Genomic DNA, 15311 nt, shown 5'->3' with positions numbered 1-15311 from the left:
CGGCTTCATATTAGAACGCGGCAGAGAAGATCTGAGAATCATAGAACCTCATCAAGTTGCCATATCTAAGCGTTCTTGAATCAGTGCCTGCATTAACAACGTTAGTTATAGCGTCACACACATTTCTAGTTATCCCTTCGTCTGCTTTTTTGTAAAGTGCATGAGCATCCCAAAAATACAACGCTGAACGAACAGCCTGTTTTATTGAAGAAGATACAATCTCAGGTTCATCTTCAAAATTAATCGTTTCACCCCATGTAGCTTCACTATACTTAGTAAAAGCAATGTAATTATAACGACCTGTTATTTGTTTCATCCCTCGCCCTCTATATCGCCAACCATCACCCGGATTAATATTGCCATTCCGACCGCCATATGCTTTATTTGCAATATTAACTTGATTAGCCTTATGCGTTTCAGTTCTGCCATCAAGCAACTGCTCTTCAACATGATTACGGTAATATAAAAAAAGCGATGATAATCTCGACGGAGGATAATCAAGACTTTCCGTTATCGAAAATGCAGGTCCGGTCTCCTGATAAACCTGAGCCATAAAGTGATAAAGCCTTTCCTCTGTATTCAGATGACATAAATCCAGATTAGCATTCAGTTCATCGGCTACTTGCTGCAACAACTCATCACTAACATTAGCGATACTCGTCCAGATCATCCTCAGCATTGCTAACGTGATACGTCCTCTGCTGGCAGCAATGGCATCAAGAAACACAATCGGATGCATATGCCACAGAGCTTCACCGCTGCGGATCTCCGGTACATCCTTCATCCACACCAGCTTGTTGATGAAGTCCCGGTTATACAGCGCCATATCCGGGTGTTTCTTCGCCTGTTCATTCAGTGCTGCCTGCCACAGAGCCGACATACCATCTTTCAGCCATTCGCTGTGGTGCTTCACCACGAATCGCTGTACCTGATACCGGATATGCGGCTGTGTGTTATGCAGAAACCGCCAGAGTTCGCCGGCATCAATCACACCATCCTGGTTCAGATCCATCAGTTTCAGCAGTCTCTGGTATTTCTCGGTGTAGCGCGAGGAATACATATCCCGCGTTTCACTCCGGGCCAGCGCCTCCAGTCGTTCGTACGTCCGCCGCAGCCAGCCCTCTTTCGGGGTCTGGAAAATACTTTGCGGTGCGTCCTCCTGCTCCAGCGGCATAAAGCCCCGCTTTTCGAGGTCAAACTGGTTCGCTTTCTCCACGTCTTCCGCCGCCATCCATGACAGCTCACCGGGAATGTAATACCAGGTCTTTCCGTCCGCTTCCACTTTCCGGCACTCGCTTTCCGGGGTGTACCGCTCGGCAGTACTGGGTGAAGGATCCCCACCCACACCGGCCACCACAAACGTATTATCCTTCTCCCGATGCAGCCAGCGCGTTTTGTCCGCCAGCGTGTGCAACACTGCCGCACCGGTCGTCACCCCGGCCTTGTTCGCCAGAAAATCCTTCATCCGCGTGTCCTGACTGAACACTTCCAGATGGCAGAAGTGCTGCGGGGCCCCATACGGACGCTCATCCAGGCTCAGGTGGCCGATAATCTCCCCGGCCTTAACCTCAGGAGCATCATCCCCGGAAACCGTCACCACCTGATTAAACACGCCATGCTGACGGGCGACCAGCATCCAGGCCGGCAGCGTGGCGCTCTGGCGTTTCACGAACGTATCCAGCCCGGAGACCCAGCCGGATCCGCCAGCCGGCAACCCGCTTTTCGTCCCTTCCGGTACCAACACCACAGACACAAAGATAAACGGCGCGGGTTTACCGTTAAGCAGGAATGATGCCTCCAGCTTAATTTCCACCACGGCACCACGTGGCAGCGTGGTCTGTGTATCCAGCGGGGCCTCATAGTGACGCAGTGCATCATGAGGAACATTAATCCCTTCCCTCAGCCCGCCACGTATCCAGCCGGGAAGCGTGTTGTCCTGGCGAATTTTCAGCGTACTGGCAGTCACCGTGGCGGTCGGTGTATCCGTCATGCCGTACTCAGACAGCGGGGCTATCTGCATCCACAGGGTGTGGAACTCCAGCGCATGGTCAGGCTTGTCTTTATCCGGGGTACAGGTGGACTTGATGAGTACGAAGGTGGAGCTGAATTTCAGCATCTTTTTTCCGAATGCCGCCGTCTGATAATCATCATTCAGTCGCCAGGCAACCACCTGACCATCGGTCATACATTTCAGGCCGTGGCTGCCGGGTTTAAAGACCGCGTTGCCGGCAAAACCGTCACAGAGGTGAATCCCCCCATGCCAGTGTTCTGCCTGCTTCATCAGCCAGTGAGTATCCCCTTCGCTGCCCTGCATGGCGGCCATGAATTCCGTCGCCGAGCGGTAGCCGTCAACCGGCAGTACCATTTTCATTCTGTTATCCCTGGATTTATGATGGTTATTTGCACATCATACACAGCACAGGACATAACAAAAATTTCCTATATGTCGTAATATGTTACTAAACTTATGAGCGTTCCGGAGACACACGATGGCACACAAAAAACTCACCGCCGCCGAAGAGAAACGGCTGGCTGACGCGTTTGTTGCACAGGCGCTGGCCATGGGCCTGAAGGGCAATAAAAAACTTCCAAAGGACATTAAGGCGCAGGTACGGACTCGGGTACTCAGTGCCATCGAAGACGAACGCCGGGTAACACAGGCGCAGGAAGCCCGCAGACAGGAATACGAAACAGCAACACACAAACCACCTGTTAGCATTAACACTCATTGGTATTACTGAGGAGACCGTAAAAGTGATCGAGATAACACATGGTGACATTTTGCGAGCTGATGCAGAAGCTATAGTAAATACAGTCAATTGTGTAGGAGTTATGGGCAGAGGACTTGCATTGCAATTTAAAAAAACTTGGCCTGAGAATTTCAAGGCCTACGCGATTGCATGCAAGAAAAACGAAGTGCACCCTGGAAAGATGTTTATTTTTGAAACTGGACAACTTACGAACCCTCGTTTCATCATCAATTTCCCAACGAAGAGACACTGGAAAGGCTCTAGCAAAATAGAAGATATTGATTCTGGTTTAGTTTCCCTTGCTGGGGATATACAAAAAATGGGTATCAAGTCCATAGCCATTCCACCACTGGGTGCTGGATTGGGAGGACTTGATTGGTCTGTAGTTTGTGAAAAAATAAAACACGCTATGCAGCCATTAAGTGACGTTCATGTTTTTATCTATGAGCCGTCTGGAGCACCTCAAAATGACAAGAGGGAAAAATGACAACAGGAAAAGCAGTATGAATAGAGCTTATATAATGCTATCTAAAAAGGGGTCAGTTTGGATATCGGAAATTTTTGTACATTAAGCGTATTCTTTAACCAAAATATATAAGGTTACACTCTTAGCGTACGTTTTCGTTTCATTGGCCCTCAACCCCCTACTATAATTCTCTATATCCAAACTGCCCCCTATAGGGGTATATCCACTAAAATTTGAATATTATCAAATATATTAGGAAATATTTGGCCGACGGCTCGGCTATGTATTGGCTTCACCGAGAGAGCACAGTGAAGTCATCCTAAGCTAGGCCGATTTTTTGTCAGTGAAAACGAAATCGGCAGAAACAGAAACATGGGAGCAAGTGCTTAGCTATGGTGGTCCTCTTTCGGGCGGATCCTCGATGCTGGCAGCTATACCTACGGAGCAATAGATGAATCAAAAGGCCAAAACTAAGGCGATCAACACAATTCACGAAACTGTATGTACTCTGTTTGAGGCACAAGGGTTTGTGATCCTACCCGCGAATAGTGGACACGAGACTAAGTGAGTAAACTCTCAACCAGAGGTGACTCACATGACAAAAACAGTATCAACCAGCAAAAAGCCCCGTAAACAGCATTCCCCTGAATTTCGCAGTGAAGCCCTGAAACTCGCTGAACGCATCGGTGTTGCTGCCGCTGCCCGTGAACTCAGCCTGTATGAATCGCAACTTTATAACTGGCGCAGTAAACAGCAGCAACAGCTCTCATCCTCTGAGCGTGAAAATGAACTCGCTGCTGAAAATGCTCGTCTCAAACGCCAGCTGGCGGAACGGGACGAGGAGCTGGCCATTCTCCAAAAGGCCGCGACATACTTCGCGAAGCGCCTGAAATGAAGTATGTCTTTATTGAAAAACATCAGGCTGAGTTCAGCATCAAAGCCATGTGTCGCGTCCTCCGGGTGGCCCGCAGCGGCTGGTATGCGTGGGCTCAGCGGCGTGCGAGGCTAAACTCACGCCAGCAGTTCCGTCTGAGTTGTGACAGCGCCGTGCACGAGGCTTTTCACCGGGCAAAACAGCGCTACGGCGCACCGCGCCTGACCGATGAACTGCATGCTCAGGGTTACCGCTTCAGCGTGAAAACCGTGGCAGCCAGCCTGCGTCGTCAGGGGCTTCGGGCGAAAGCGTCACGGAAGTTCAGCCCGGTCAGTTACCGCGAGCATGACCTGCCGGTGTCGGAGAACCTGCTGAAGCAGGATTTTTACGCCAGCGGTCCAAACCAGAAATGGTCGGGTGACATCACCTACTTACGTACTGATGAAGGCTGGCTATATCTGGCTGTCGTCATCGATCTGTGGTCACGTGCTGTTATCGGCTGGTCAATGTCATCGCGGATGACGGCACAGCTGGCCTGCGATGCGCTACAGATGGCGTTGTGGCGACGTAAGCACCCGGAAAATGTCATCGTTCACACCGACCGTGGTGGGCAGTACTGCTCAGCGGATTATCAGGCGCTACTGAAGCGGCATAACCTGCGCGGTAGCATGAGTGCAAAGGGTTGTTGTTACGATAATGCCTGTGCAGAAAGCTTCTTCCACTCACTGAAAGTCGAATGTATCCACGGTGAACGCTTTATCAGCCGGGAAATGATGCGGACGACGGTGTTTAATTATATCGAGTGTGATTACAATCGGTGGCGTCGCCACAGTGCCTGTGGCGGACTCAGCCCGGAACAATTTGAAAATCTGAATCTCGCTTAGGGCCGTGTCTGCATTACGTGGGTAGGATCATTACTGAGCCTTGTGCGCGAAGTTTATCGCGAAAGTAACGGCTCAGCAGGAGCGCGAAGCATTGCCGCGATGGTCACCACCAAAGGTATAAAGCTGAGCCGCTGGCGGGCAACAAAGCTGATGAAAGCACTCAATATTATCAGCTGTCAGCAACCTGGCCATCGTTATAAGATGGCGTCTAAGGAACACATTGAGATCCCTAATTATCTGGATCGCCAGTTTGCTGTTACTGTAAGCACACCTGTTTTAGTTCCACGCACTTTTTGAGGTTTCCGGTTTTTCAGCCATCAGTCGGTATTCTTCCGGTGTCAGGTTATTCAGTGATTCATGAGGCCGCTCGCTGTTGTATTCCGTCAGCCAGCGCTCTGTAATTTCCCTTGCTTCATTCAGCGTTCTGAACAGATAAAAATCCAGGATTTCTGTCCGGTACGTCCGGTTAAAGCGTTCGATAAAGGCATTCTGTGTCGGTTTACCCGGCTTAATAAATTCCAGCAACACACCATGCTCTTCGGCCCACTGCCCCAGAGCCAGTGATATCAGTTCCGGGCCGTTATCCATCCGCATCTTCAGCGGATATCCGCGATTCGCCACTATCCTGTCCAGCACCCTTACTACCCGCTGAGCCGGGATATTCAGATCGATTTCTATCGCCAGTGCTTCGCGGTTAAAATCATCCACCATATTGAAGGTTCGGAAGCGCCTGCCGCACACCAGCGCATCGTGCATAAAATCGATGGACCAGCTCTGGTTAAGTGCTTCTGGCGTCGCCAGCGGCGCCGGATTACGCACCGGCAGGCGTTGCTTCCCCTTACGACGAAAATTCAGTTTCAGCAGGCAGTAAATCCGGTGAACCCGCTTATGGTTCCAGGCGTGCCCCTGTCTGCGCAGCACCTGAAACAGCTTCTTAAAACCGTACCGCGGATAGCGTTCTGCCAGTTCAGTCAATACCTGGATCACCGGTTCATCACGCCGGGTATTGGGCTGGTAAAAATATACGGTCCTGCTCAGCGATAACGTCCTGCATGCCTGGCGGATGCTCATGGCAAATTGTGTGGTCAGATAGCCAACAAGCTCCCGCTTTATCGCTGGTTTTAAAGCTTTTTTTCGATGACATCTTTCAGAGCCCGGCATTCAAGACTGAGATCAGCAAACATTTGTTTGAGACGGCGGTTTTCATCCTCCAGGTCTTTCATCTTTTTAATATCAGAGGCTTCCATCCCGCCGTACTTTGCTTTCCAGTTGTAGTACGAAGCCTCCGATATTCCGGCTTCACGGCAGACATCCTTGACCGTACGTCCGGCTTCAACAGACTTCAGAACGGCGATGATCTGGTGCTCAGTGAATCGGGCTTTACGCATGGCGATCTCCTCAGGGGACATAATCAGTATGTCGGAAGATCTCTAAAAGTGAATGGTTCGTTTTACCGGGATACTTACATTACCGAGCCTAATCAGGCCTGGTGCGGTGATGTGACTTATATCTGGACGGGAAAACGCTGGGCTTATCTGGCTGTTGTACTCGATTTGTTTTCCCGTAAACCGGTTGGCTGGGCGATGTCATTTTTCCCTGATTCAGCACTGACAGGTAAAGCCCTGTCGATGGCCAGGGAAGCACGGGGAAAACCGGCTAATTTACTGTATCACTCGGATCAAGGAAGTCACTATACCAGCAGGAATTTCAGACAGTTACTGTGGAGATATCAGATAAAGCAAAGCCTGAGTCGCCGGGGAAATTGCTGGGATAATAGTCCAATGGAACGGTTCTTCAGAAGCCTGAAAACAGAGTGGGTTCCGGATAATGGGTACGCTAATTTTAGCGAAGCCAGCACAGCGATAACGAATTACATCATGGGATATTACAGCCAGCTCAGACCTCATCAATATAATGGAGGTCTGACGCCGAATGAATCAGAACGATTGTTCTGGAAAAACTCTAAAGCCGTGGCCAGTTTTTGTTGACCACTACACGGTAACTTTTGCGTACGCGTTAGCAATATTTCACTATATGCAAATTTTTTTGGGCTCCTATTAGGAGTCTGAAGCCCAACCATACGGAAACGTACGGTAAGTGTATTTTTTGAACAATTTGATGTGCACATAGCAGATGTGTTAATTGATGCTGTGTAGACAAATAAATGGAATTTGAAAAGATTATGTAGTGCTAATGCCTATATAGATATGAGCTTCTTCTGAGCTTTTGTAAGCTTCAAAATCGGTAAGAAAACTGCGACATATCTCAGGGTGTTGTTCAAAATAGGACCAGATATAAGACCAAGTGTGAATAATAGCATCGGGCATAGCCCCTCTAGCTTCAAAAACGAGATATTCTCCAGCTTCAATGACAATATTTTCAAAATCGCTGTTTGACTTATCAACAGATACACCAACGGTTAAATCATAAAAGCCGGCAGCGTCAGTTTCATAGGCTGAGTAAACGCCGAAAATTGGAGTGTCTGGTAGCCGTGTTGAGATCTGCTCTGCCACTCCCTCTGAATAGAACTGTGTCCATAGCCCAGGGATTCTTGCGCTTTCAGAATTGAACTCATCAATGTTTTTCGTACGTACGCAAAGCCCCGCCACACAGAAGCTTTTTATATGCTCAGTCTTTGGTTTCATAATGATTGTCTTCCAAGGTAAATTTGAATTATACCCTAACCTGACGTCAGGCCGGATAATGAAAAAATCGCCTGAGCGGTTTAGTTTGGGTGCCTGAGAACGCCTTGCGCCACTCCATGAAGAGTGGCGGGGATTCCTCCCCGCCGGTGCTCTTACTCGGATTCGTAAGCCGTGAAAACAGCAATCTCCGCATGGCCAGTTCGGAACCGAACCTCACAGAGGTCTTTCCTCGTTACCAGTACCACCATAATGACCGTGATACAGATTGCGATTATGGCGATTAATATCGCCCTTTGCTGTTTCATAGCTCCTACTCCTTGACCTGATGGTCTGTAAGAGGCTAACCTTGATGTTGCGAGCATACGAGGGGCCTCGGGTTAATTTGAAAAAATTACTCGGGGCTTTTCTCCATCTGCCTTCTGCTAATGCTCGAGACAGATAGTCTCAAGCACCCGCCGGCATTCTACGATAACTCATTGGCTATTCACTTTCTTTTCGTGCTGCATTTCTACAGGCCACAATTTCTCTATGGCCTCAATTTGCCTGCGCATTTCCGCCTGCACTGCCGGGTGATTCCAGTTCGTTGAAACCACCCCATCTTTATCTATGGAATAGCGGCCAGTGTTTTCAGTGAGAAGCCGCAGCATTCGTTTATCAGGGTCTTCTAATTTTAGGCTTACCGCATCAGAGGTATTAATGCTCGGGCAGATTAATTTATCCCGTCGCACTCCTGAGAATAGAGTTAAAACTGCAATGATGTTCACCATCCCCCCAAAGATAAGCCCCCTGACATCCCCTGCGCTGGATGTTAAGATCAAGAATGAAGCCACGATCAAACACGTCAAATAAAACATGACTCCCCTCCTGAAGATTTAGCCTGCAAAAATGTGTTAGGTAACGCTTTGTTATGAACCTCGTAACGTTCCACGCCAATTACCTCCAAGAATAACGCCAACTGATTAAAATCGATCCATGCCCTTACCTGGCATTTACCGCGCGCTGCCTCAATGAATAACGGAGCACCTGTGGCGAATATTCCCATTACATAGCGCCTTTGCGGTATTTTCTCATTTTCCAGTTCCATTGTTTAGTTTGTTCACTTCGCCGTTCCATTTCTCAATGGCTTTAACTTCTGCGGTTTCCCACGCCCTGCCGCCTTTGCTGTAAGCGGTCACCACTCGCAGGCATTCACAGGTGCAGACGATATTCACGTACCCCATTGCACACCATGCGCCGCGTGGTTCACGGTGAATGATTCTGGGCTTTGTGCCTTTCGGGCAATTCACTGGTATCGACACAATCACAACCCCAATGAACGCTGCAGGCGGGTCTCGTCGTACTTCGCAGTCAGCAATAAATTACGGATCTGACTACGTAGGAATTGTTCATGGGTCATGACTGAGGCCTCAGTGGTATTGCTGTGTGCCAGTCGGGCCGCTGCCAGATCTCGCCTGCACTTTGCTGTACAGCGATTCAATAGCGTCGTCATGAGCGTCAATAGCAGCACCCAGCGCATCCTGAGCGGCCTGCATAGCTCGGCGTTCAAGGGTGTCGTAGATACTCAATCGGTGGCGCACAGAGCGAGGCATAGCTCGCAGAATGGCTGGAGTAAGCTGGCGGATTTTCTCGCGCTGATCTGGGTTTTCCCCTTTAAGCCAACGATGGAAAATATTCTGCTGGTTCAACCATGTTTTGCCGGGTTTGATTTTCAAATCACCACCACCGAGTTGGGAGTACTGCTCCGCAATCGCATCAGCAACGCGCCGCTGGTCTTTTTTCCCTGCCCAAGCCAGCAGCACGGCCTCCATGTGTTCGTGTTTGATTTCCATTAATCAGTCCTTAGGTGCCCTAGGTGTTAGTCTGTACATCAGCTGGAATGCCAGACGTTGGGGTTGGGTGAAGATCTGGACGTAGTTCGTGCGGGGTTACGCCGGTTGCCAGGTAAACGCGGAGTACCCAGTCAGAAGGGACCACTCCGTTATATCTGGTGACCCAGCGATTTACCGTTTGTGGCCATCCGTGAATGTGCCGTTATCACCGCCGGCGCCATGATTCAGCAAATGGCCGAAAATAACGCCAAGGTGGATTTTGATGGGGATAGTAAAGGCTGGTCGCCAGAGTTTGCTGAATGGTACCGAGCACGCAGCGTGCAGTACCTTAAAGAAGCTCGCCTGTATCTCAATGAAGAAGCTGACTGCGACGAGATCGACGACCACATACAGGACGAAATTGATGAATGGCGGGACTAAGCGATGTATGACGAACAAGATGAGGATCTCGATGTGGTTTCTCCCAGTCATCGCGCCGGTACCACACTTATCATCGATGACGGTTGCGACTGGACGACCTGGCTTGAGTGGAATATGAACAGCCGCCGGCGCATAAGTGAGGGGCGGTTTGAGTTACCACCAGCCCGCCCTCTGGTTTCAGCTCCAACAATTCAGCAAAAGAGAGGCAAACATGCTCGCAATTAAAATTCTGGCCGGCATCTTCTTTGCGTTCGTGGTCATAGCGCTGGTGCTCTGGCTTACCGATAGCGCGGACTGATTTTTGATAATCAACATTATCCAGCTCATATCATTATGATGAGCCGGTTCCGGAGAAATATATGGGACGGCATATACCCATACGGGAATGGGCAAGCGGTCCAAATGGATTTAGTTATGAGTTGAAATACTCAGCACTTAATCACATTGCAAAAACGAAGCAAACATTTCCACCCGCTGTAAAGCAGGGTCGGATCTGGGTCGTGGATGAAGATGCCAAATTTATCGGCATGGTTACCCGAACTGAGATACCAAAAAACATTCCTGATAAGGCAAGAGCCCTGATGGAGAAAACGCTAAATGGCTGCAAGACCACGCACGTATAACCTCAATATTCCAAATTTATATTTCAAGCTAGATAAGCGAACCAATAAGATTTACTGGCAGTATAGAAACCCGGTCACCAATAAATACGAAGGGTTTGGTACGGATGCAGACGCAGCGAAAACCGCAGCCACTGAGTTAAACCGCATTTTTGCTGAGCAAGCTACCAGTCAGTCATACGCACTTGTAGACCTAGCACTGAAAGAAGCTAAAGCAGCTGAAAAATCAGTCAGCTTAAGGGTTAAGGGGTGGGTTGATCAATATTGCGTCGTCCAAGAAAAGCGCATGGGTCGTGGTGAGATTGTTGCATCCACCGTAAGGAATCGGATTGCATGTGCAAAAATTCTGTCAGATAGGATCCCGAATATGTTGCTTGAAAAAGTTGGTGTACGTGAGATGGCTGGTATTTTAGATGAGTATACAGACCGAGAAAAATTTCGGATGGCGCAACTGGTCAGAAGTGTCTGGGTGGATTTGTTCAAAGAGGCGCAGTATGCCGGAGAAGTACCACCAGGATTTAATCCTGCGCTGGCCACAAAGAAACCCGCGGCAAAAGTTATGCGTCAACGCCTTCAGATAGAGGAATGGTGGCGGGTATTCAATGCTGCACAATCAGGCTGTAGTGGTCAACAAAAACTGGCCACGGCTTTAGAGTTTTTCCAGAACAATCGTTCTGATTCATTCGGCGTCAGACCTCCATTATATTGATGAGGTCTGAGCTGGCTGTAATATCCCATGATGTAATTCGTTATCGCTGTGCTGGCTTCGCTAAAATTAGCGTACCCATTATCCGGAACCCACTCTGTTTTCAGGCTTCTGAAGAACCGTTCCATTGGACTATTATCCCAGCAATTTCCCCGGCGACTCAGGCTTTGCTTTATCTGATATCTCCACAGTAACTGTCTGAAATTCCTGCTGGTATAGTGACTTCCTTGATCCGAGTGATACAGTAAATTAGCCGGTTTTCCCCGTGCTTCCCTGGCCATCGACAGGGCTTTACCTGTCAGTGCTGAATCAGGGAAAAATGACATCGCCCAGCCAACCGGTTTACGGGAAAACAAATCGAGTACAACAGCCAGATAAGCCCAGCGTTTTCCCGTCCAGATATAAGTCACATCACCGCACCAGGCCTGATTAGGCTCGGTAACAGCAAACTGGCGATCCAGATAATTAGGGATCTCAATGTGTTCCTTAGACGCCATCTTATAACGATGGCCAGGTTGCTGACAGCTGATAATATTGAGTGCTTTCATCAGCTTTGTTGCCCGCCAGCGGCTCAGCTTTATACCTTTGGTGGTGACCATCGCGGCAATGCTTCGCGCTCCTGCTGAGCCGTTACTTTCGCGATAAACTTCGCGCACAAGGCTCAGTAATGCCACTCTCGTGGCGTCAGGCTTCCTGGGCTGCCGCCAGTATTTATAACTGCTGCGATGAACCCCAAACACGTTGCACACAACGGTAACAGGAAACCGCGCCCTGAGTTTCTCAACTAATGAGAATTGTTCAGGGAGTCTGACATCAAGAGCGCGGTAGCCTTTTTTAATATATCCCTTTCCATTTCAACGCGTTGAAGTCTTTTCTTCAACTCACGTATCTCAATCTGCTCAGGTGTCATGGGTGAAGCTATGGGTGATTTTCCCGCTCGCTCTTCTTTCAGTTGTCGAACCCATTTGTCCATCGTGGATTTGCCGACATTCATCGCAGTGGCAGCGACGGCAACGGTGTAGTGCTGATCGAGTACAAGCTGGGCAGCTTCGAGGCGAAACTCGGGGCTAAAATTGCGTCTGTTACGTCCGGTAATAATGTCACCTGTTTTGACTATGAGGTGATGATATCACCTCTATTCAGGTGGCCAAATTCAGTGTGCCACTACACACCGAACTGATCCTACCCACGTAATGCAGACACGGCCCTAAGCGAGATTCAGATTTTCAAATTGTTCCGGGCTGAGTCCGCCACAGGCACTGTGGCGACGCCACCGATTGTAATCACACTCGATATAATTAAACACCGTCGTCCGCATCATTTCCCGGCTGATAAAGCGTTCACCGTGGATACATTCGACTTTCAGTGAGTGGAAGAAGCTTTCTGCACAGGCATTATCGTAACAACAACCCTTTGCACTCATGCTACCGCGCAGGTTATGCCGCTTCAGTAGCGCCTGATAATCCGCTGAGCAGTACTGCCCACCACGGTCGGTGTGAACGATGACATTTTCCGGGTGCTTACGTCGCCACAACGCCATCTGTAGCGCATCGCAGGCCAGCTGTGCCGTCATCCGCGATGACATTGACCAGCCGATAACAGCACGTGACCACAGATCGATGACGACAGCCAGATATAGCCAGCCTTCATCAGTACGTAAGTAGGTGATGTCACCCGACCATTTCTGGTTTGGACCGCTGGCGTAAAAATCCTGCTTCAGCAGGTTCTCCGACACCGGCAGGTCATGCTCGCGGTAACTGACCGGGCTGAACTTCCGTGACGCTTTCGCCCGAAGCCCCTGACGACGCAGGCTGGCTGCCACGGTTTTCACGCTGAAGCGGTAACCCTGAGCATGCAGTTCATCGGTCAGGCGCGGTGCGCCGTAGCGCTGTTTTGCCCGGTGAAAAGCCTCGTGCACGGCGCTGTCACAACTCAGACGGAACTGCTGGCGTGAGTTTAGCCTCGCACGCCGCTGAGCCCACGCATACCAGCCGCTGCGGGCCACCCGGAGGACGCGACACATGGCTTTGATGCTGAACTCAGCCTGATGTTTTTCAATAAAGACATACTTCATTTCAGGCGCTTCGCGAAGTATGTCGCGGCCTTTTGGAGAATGGCCAGCTCCTCGTCCCGTTCCGCCAGCTGGCGTTTGAGACGAGCATTTTCAGCAGCGAGTTCATTTTCACGCTCAGAGGATGAGAGCTGTTGCTGCTGTTTACTGCGCCAGTTATAAAGTTGCGATTCATACAGGCTGAGTTCACGGGCAGCGGCAGCAACACCGATGCGTTCAGCGAGTTTCAGGGCTTCACTGCGAAATTCAGGGGAATGCTGTTTACGGGGCTTTTTGCTGGTTGATACTGTTTTTGTCATGTGAGTCACCTCTGGTTGAGAGTTTACTCACTTAGTCTCGTGTCCACTATTCGCGGGTAGGATCAAACTACCAGAAAACCTGGAAGTAGGTGGCGCTCTCGATCTGAGCGGCACCCAAATCACCGAGCTGCCAGAAGGCTTGATGGTGGGTTGGACACTCAACCTGAGCGGTACCCAAATCACCGAGTTACCAGTAGACCTGGATGTAGGTAGCGATCTCAACCTGAGCAACACCCAAATCACCGCGCTACCAGAAGACCTGTATGTGCGTGGTGCTCTGAACCTGAGTGGTGCCCAAATCACCGAGTTGCCCGGCAATTTCACTTGCGACTATCTTTACCTTGATCCAGAACGTTTTTCCAACGTGGCTTTCCGTAAAAATTGCGGAGATAACCACCGGACTATTTTCGCCGTCTGGACAGGTGAAACATTCTATATCGCGGCGGGTTCTTTCTATGGGCCTATAGGGAAGTTCGAAGATGCAGTTAACCTTAAATACTCCGGTGAAGCAGCCGAAGCCTATAAGCAAGCTGGCCGTGATTGTATTAATGAATTAAAAGAGAAGCTAAGCGCCAACCCGCAATGATTGCGACACTTCCCGTCCACACCGGGCGGGCTTTTAATTGCCGTATGTAAAGTGTTAGCGATTTAGCTTTCGTTGCTGAGCCAGTCTCTATTGGTACTACTTTGATATACAGGAAAATTTGTCTGATGTTTTTTATAACGAATGCGATCAACGGATACAGGAAAGCCTTTTGTTTCAGAGGAGTGGCCGATCGTAAATCCTACTTCTTTTTTTCGTTATTTCAGTTGCTTGCTTTTGTGCTAGCAGACTTGTATTCACAGTACATTTGTTTTGAACTTTCTGAACCACGTGATTTTTTTTCCATTTTAATTGTTGTTAGTAGTTATCCTTTTCTGGCTGATTTAACGTTCACTGCCAGGCGATTGCATGATATTGGTCTGAGTGGCTGGTGGGTAACCCTTATTTTTTGCATGACTTTTATTTTTGCTGTTTTTATTATTTTGTGGGCTCTTATAACCAGCTGGGAGGCTTCTCTACGCAAAGAGAACAGTTTTCTACCTGACTACATTTGGGGTGAATACATTAGTTCGAAGTGGCAGTTCCAGTGGGGTTTGTATATATTCAATTTCGTTTTCAACTTTCTGCTTGCACTACCGAAATCAAAAACAGAAAACAATAAATACCGACCAGCCAATTCTGTTTCCATTCCAGCTACCGATGAAATCGTGAGCTAATGTAAACCGGCTAACGAATTTATTGGCTCGTTTGTGGGCCAGGATCGCACGCTGAAACGCCTGCTGTTGGTACAAGCAGGAGACGTTACCGGCCAGCAACCGACCGTCACCGCTCGTGAATCGACTTCGCTACCAGAAGCTTTCTCGATCATGGATGACAACGATATGCGTTCGATAACCGTGGTCGACGATGAAGGTAAACCATTAGGATTTGTGAAACGCCGTGAAGCGCGGGGAGCCACAGGAGTTTGCGCAGATGTGCTCCACCCCTTCAGAGTGACCGGGCGCGCAGAAGATAACTTGCGTATCGTGCTGTCAAAACTCTACGAGCACAACATGGTGTGGATGCCGATAACCGATGAAGATGGTCGTTATAGTGGTGAGATTTCGCAGGATTACATCGCTGACTATCTCAGCTCGGGACGCACTCGTCGGGTATTGAATATTCACCAACCGTAGCAGGGTTTACTTCACATTGGTGGATGAC

General features: G+C 49.3%; 17 protein-coding genes and 3 pseudogenes. 11 read left to right on the top strand and 9 right to left on the bottom strand.

Annotated elements, in window-relative coordinates:
• Positions 1 to 10: 10 nt before the first annotated feature.
• Positions 11 to 2371 carry a hypothetical protein gene (locus D8682_RS26325; protein WP_121815585.1) on the bottom strand — a complete coding sequence of 787 codons (2361 nt, stop codon included), beginning with the start codon at positions 2369 to 2371 and terminating at the stop codon, positions 11 to 13.
• Between the two features lie 118 nt (positions 2372 to 2489).
• Between D8682_RS26325 and D8682_RS26320 the strand changes: the two genes are divergently transcribed.
• The 4 genes and pseudogenes from D8682_RS26320 to D8682_RS26300 form a co-directional block, all read left to right on the top strand.
• Positions 2490 to 2741 (top strand): hypothetical protein, encoded by a 252-nt coding sequence (locus tag D8682_RS26320; RefSeq protein ID WP_121815584.1) that lies wholly within the window; start codon positions 2490 to 2492, stop codon positions 2739 to 2741.
• Between the two features lie 13 nt (positions 2742 to 2754).
• On the top strand, positions 2755 to 3237 hold the full coding sequence (locus D8682_RS26315; protein ID WP_238392797.1) for a macro domain-containing protein: 483 nt from the start codon (positions 2755 to 2757) through the stop codon (positions 3235 to 3237).
• Positions 3238 to 3811: 574 nt separating this feature from the next.
• Positions 3812 to 4974 (top strand): IS3 family transposase gene (locus tag D8682_RS26305; RefSeq protein ID WP_121813401.1). Its coding sequence is split into 2 segments (ribosomal slippage): positions 3812 to 4073 and positions 4073 to 4974, totalling 1164 coding nucleotides; the frame shifts between segments, so codons are not numbered across the junction.
• Positions 4975 to 5004: 30 nt separating this feature from the next.
• A pseudogene (locus D8682_RS26300) lies at positions 5005 to 5250 on the top strand (IS3 family transposase); the annotation flags it as partial.
• Here D8682_RS26300 and D8682_RS26295 read toward each other — a convergent pair.
• Positions 5251 to 6362 (bottom strand): IS3 family transposase gene (locus D8682_RS26295; RefSeq protein ID WP_121815582.1). Its coding sequence is split into 2 segments (ribosomal slippage): positions 5251 to 6101 and positions 6101 to 6362, totalling 1113 coding nucleotides; the frame shifts between segments, so codons are not numbered across the junction.
• Between the two features lie 75 nt (positions 6363 to 6437).
• Here D8682_RS26295 and D8682_RS26290 point away from each other — a divergent pair.
• Positions 6438 to 6962: pseudogene (locus D8682_RS26290) on the top strand (IS3 family transposase); the annotation flags it as partial.
• Between the two features lie 192 nt (positions 6963 to 7154).
• On the opposite strand, the gene D8682_RS26285 reads toward D8682_RS26290, so the two are convergent.
• The 5 genes from D8682_RS26285 to D8682_RS26265 all read right to left on the bottom strand — a co-directional run bounded on the left by D8682_RS26285 (position 7155) and on the right by D8682_RS26265 (position 9448).
• Positions 7155 to 7619 carry a GyrI-like domain-containing protein gene (locus tag D8682_RS26285; RefSeq protein ID WP_121815581.1) on the bottom strand — a complete coding sequence of 155 codons (465 nt, stop codon included), beginning with the start codon at positions 7617 to 7619 and terminating at the stop codon, positions 7155 to 7157.
• 152 nt (positions 7620 to 7771) lie between these two features.
• Positions 7772 to 7924: a Hok/Gef family protein gene (locus tag D8682_RS26280; RefSeq protein WP_162303058.1), complete on the bottom strand. Its 153-nt coding sequence runs from the start codon at positions 7922 to 7924 to the stop codon at positions 7772 to 7774.
• A 168-nt stretch (positions 7925 to 8092) separates the two neighbouring features.
• Positions 8093 to 8473, bottom strand: coding sequence for a hypothetical protein (locus tag D8682_RS26275; protein ID WP_121815579.1), 381 nt, complete (start codon positions 8471 to 8473; stop codon positions 8093 to 8095).
• 213 nt (positions 8474 to 8686) lie between these two features.
• Positions 8687 to 8839 (bottom strand): hypothetical protein, encoded by a 153-nt coding sequence (locus D8682_RS26885; RefSeq protein WP_162303057.1) that lies wholly within the window; start codon positions 8837 to 8839, stop codon positions 8687 to 8689.
• A gap of 186 nt (positions 8840 to 9025) precedes the next feature.
• Entirely contained in the window at positions 9026 to 9448 is a 423-nt protein-coding gene (locus D8682_RS26265; protein ID WP_121815577.1) for a toxin YdaT family protein, read from the bottom strand.
• Positions 9449 to 9628: 180 nt separating this feature from the next.
• Between D8682_RS26265 and D8682_RS26255 the strand changes: the two genes are divergently transcribed.
• From D8682_RS26255 to D8682_RS26245, 3 genes are all read left to right on the top strand, one after another.
• Entirely contained in the window at positions 9629 to 9868 is a 240-nt protein-coding gene (locus D8682_RS26255) for a hypothetical protein (protein WP_121815575.1), read from the top strand.
• A gap of 3 nt (positions 9869 to 9871) precedes the next feature.
• Positions 9872 to 10093 carry a hypothetical protein gene (locus tag D8682_RS26880; protein ID WP_162303056.1) on the top strand — a complete coding sequence of 74 codons (222 nt, stop codon included), beginning with the start codon at positions 9872 to 9874 and terminating at the stop codon, positions 10091 to 10093.
• A gap of 372 nt (positions 10094 to 10465) precedes the next feature.
• The gene (locus D8682_RS26245; RefSeq protein WP_121815573.1) at positions 10466 to 11197 is read left to right on the top strand and encodes a phage integrase Arm DNA-binding domain-containing protein; all 732 of its coding nucleotides are present in this window, start codon (positions 10466 to 10468) and stop codon (positions 11195 to 11197) included.
• Here D8682_RS26245 and D8682_RS26240 read toward each other — a convergent pair.
• Both D8682_RS26240 and D8682_RS26235 read right to left on the bottom strand, forming a co-directional pair.
• Positions 11116 to 12290, bottom strand: a protein-coding gene (locus D8682_RS26240; RefSeq protein WP_370090864.1) for an IS3 family transposase whose coding sequence is annotated in 2 segments (ribosomal slippage) — positions 11116 to 12038 and positions 12038 to 12290 — 1176 coding nt in all. Because the reading frame shifts where the segments join, the coding sequence is not laid out codon by codon here. The two genes, D8682_RS26245 and D8682_RS26240, sit on opposite strands and share 82 nt — an antisense overlap.
• 111 nt (positions 12291 to 12401) lie before the next feature.
• Positions 12402 to 13564, bottom strand: a protein-coding gene (locus D8682_RS26235) for an IS3 family transposase (RefSeq protein WP_121813401.1) whose coding sequence is annotated in 2 segments (ribosomal slippage) — positions 12402 to 13303 and positions 13303 to 13564 — 1164 coding nt in all. Because the reading frame shifts where the segments join, the coding sequence is not laid out codon by codon here.
• Positions 13565 to 13706: 142 nt separating this feature from the next.
• Here D8682_RS26235 and D8682_RS26230 point away from each other — a divergent pair.
• The 3 genes and pseudogenes from D8682_RS26230 to D8682_RS26220 all read left to right on the top strand — a co-directional run.
• Positions 13707 to 14150, top strand: a complete 444-nt coding sequence (locus D8682_RS26230) for a hypothetical protein (RefSeq protein ID WP_121815572.1) — start codon at positions 13707 to 13709, stop codon at positions 14148 to 14150.
• 125 nt (positions 14151 to 14275) lie between these two features.
• Positions 14276 to 14824: a DUF805 domain-containing protein gene (locus D8682_RS26225; RefSeq protein ID WP_370090789.1), complete on the top strand. Its 549-nt coding sequence runs from the start codon at positions 14276 to 14278 to the stop codon at positions 14822 to 14824.
• A gap of 3 nt (positions 14825 to 14827) precedes the next feature.
• Positions 14828 to 15283 (top strand): annotated as a pseudogene (locus D8682_RS26220) (CBS domain-containing protein); the annotation flags it as partial.
• Between the last annotated feature and the right edge of the window lie 28 nt (positions 15284 to 15311).

The sequence above is a fragment of the Buttiauxella sp. 3AFRM03 genome (assembly GCF_003675305.1).
In the GTDB taxonomy this organism is placed as follows: domain Bacteria; phylum Pseudomonadota; class Gammaproteobacteria; order Enterobacterales; family Enterobacteriaceae; genus Buttiauxella; species Buttiauxella ferragutiae.
The sequence above is the reverse complement of the archived record's forward strand: the minus strand, read 5'-3'. Positions and strand labels throughout refer to the sequence as shown.

Coding starts and splice junctions, on each gene's coding strand:
- D8682_RS26325 (WP_121815585.1), bottom strand. CDS start 2,371: ATGAAAATGGTACTGCCGGTTGACGGCTACCGCTCGGCGACGGAATTC.
- D8682_RS26320 (WP_121815584.1), top strand. CDS start 2,490: ATGGCACACAAAAAACTCACCGCCGCCGAAGAGAAACGGCTGGCTGAC.
- D8682_RS26285 (WP_121815581.1), bottom strand. CDS start 7,619: ATGAAACCAAAGACTGAGCATATAAAAAGCTTCTGTGTGGCGGGGCTT.
- D8682_RS26280 (WP_162303058.1), bottom strand. CDS start 7,924: ATGAAACAGCAAAGGGCGATATTAATCGCCATAATCGCAATCTGTATC.
- D8682_RS26275 (WP_121815579.1), bottom strand. CDS start 8,473: ATGTTTTATTTGACGTGTTTGATCGTGGCTTCATTCTTGATCTTAACA.
- D8682_RS26885 (WP_162303057.1), bottom strand. CDS start 8,839: ATGGGGTACGTGAATATCGTCTGCACCTGTGAATGCCTGCGAGTGGTG.
- D8682_RS26265 (WP_121815577.1), bottom strand. CDS start 9,448: ATGGAAATCAAACACGAACACATGGAGGCCGTGCTGCTGGCTTGGGCA.
- D8682_RS26880 (WP_162303056.1), top strand. CDS start 9,872: ATGTATGACGAACAAGATGAGGATCTCGATGTGGTTTCTCCCAGTCAT.
- D8682_RS26245 (WP_121815573.1), top strand. CDS start 10,466: ATGGCTGCAAGACCACGCACGTATAACCTCAATATTCCAAATTTATAT.
- D8682_RS26230 (WP_121815572.1), top strand. CDS start 13,707: ATGGTGGGTTGGACACTCAACCTGAGCGGTACCCAAATCACCGAGTTA.
- D8682_RS26225 (WP_370090789.1), top strand. CDS start 14,276: ATGTTTTTTATAACGAATGCGATCAACGGATACAGGAAAGCCTTTTGT.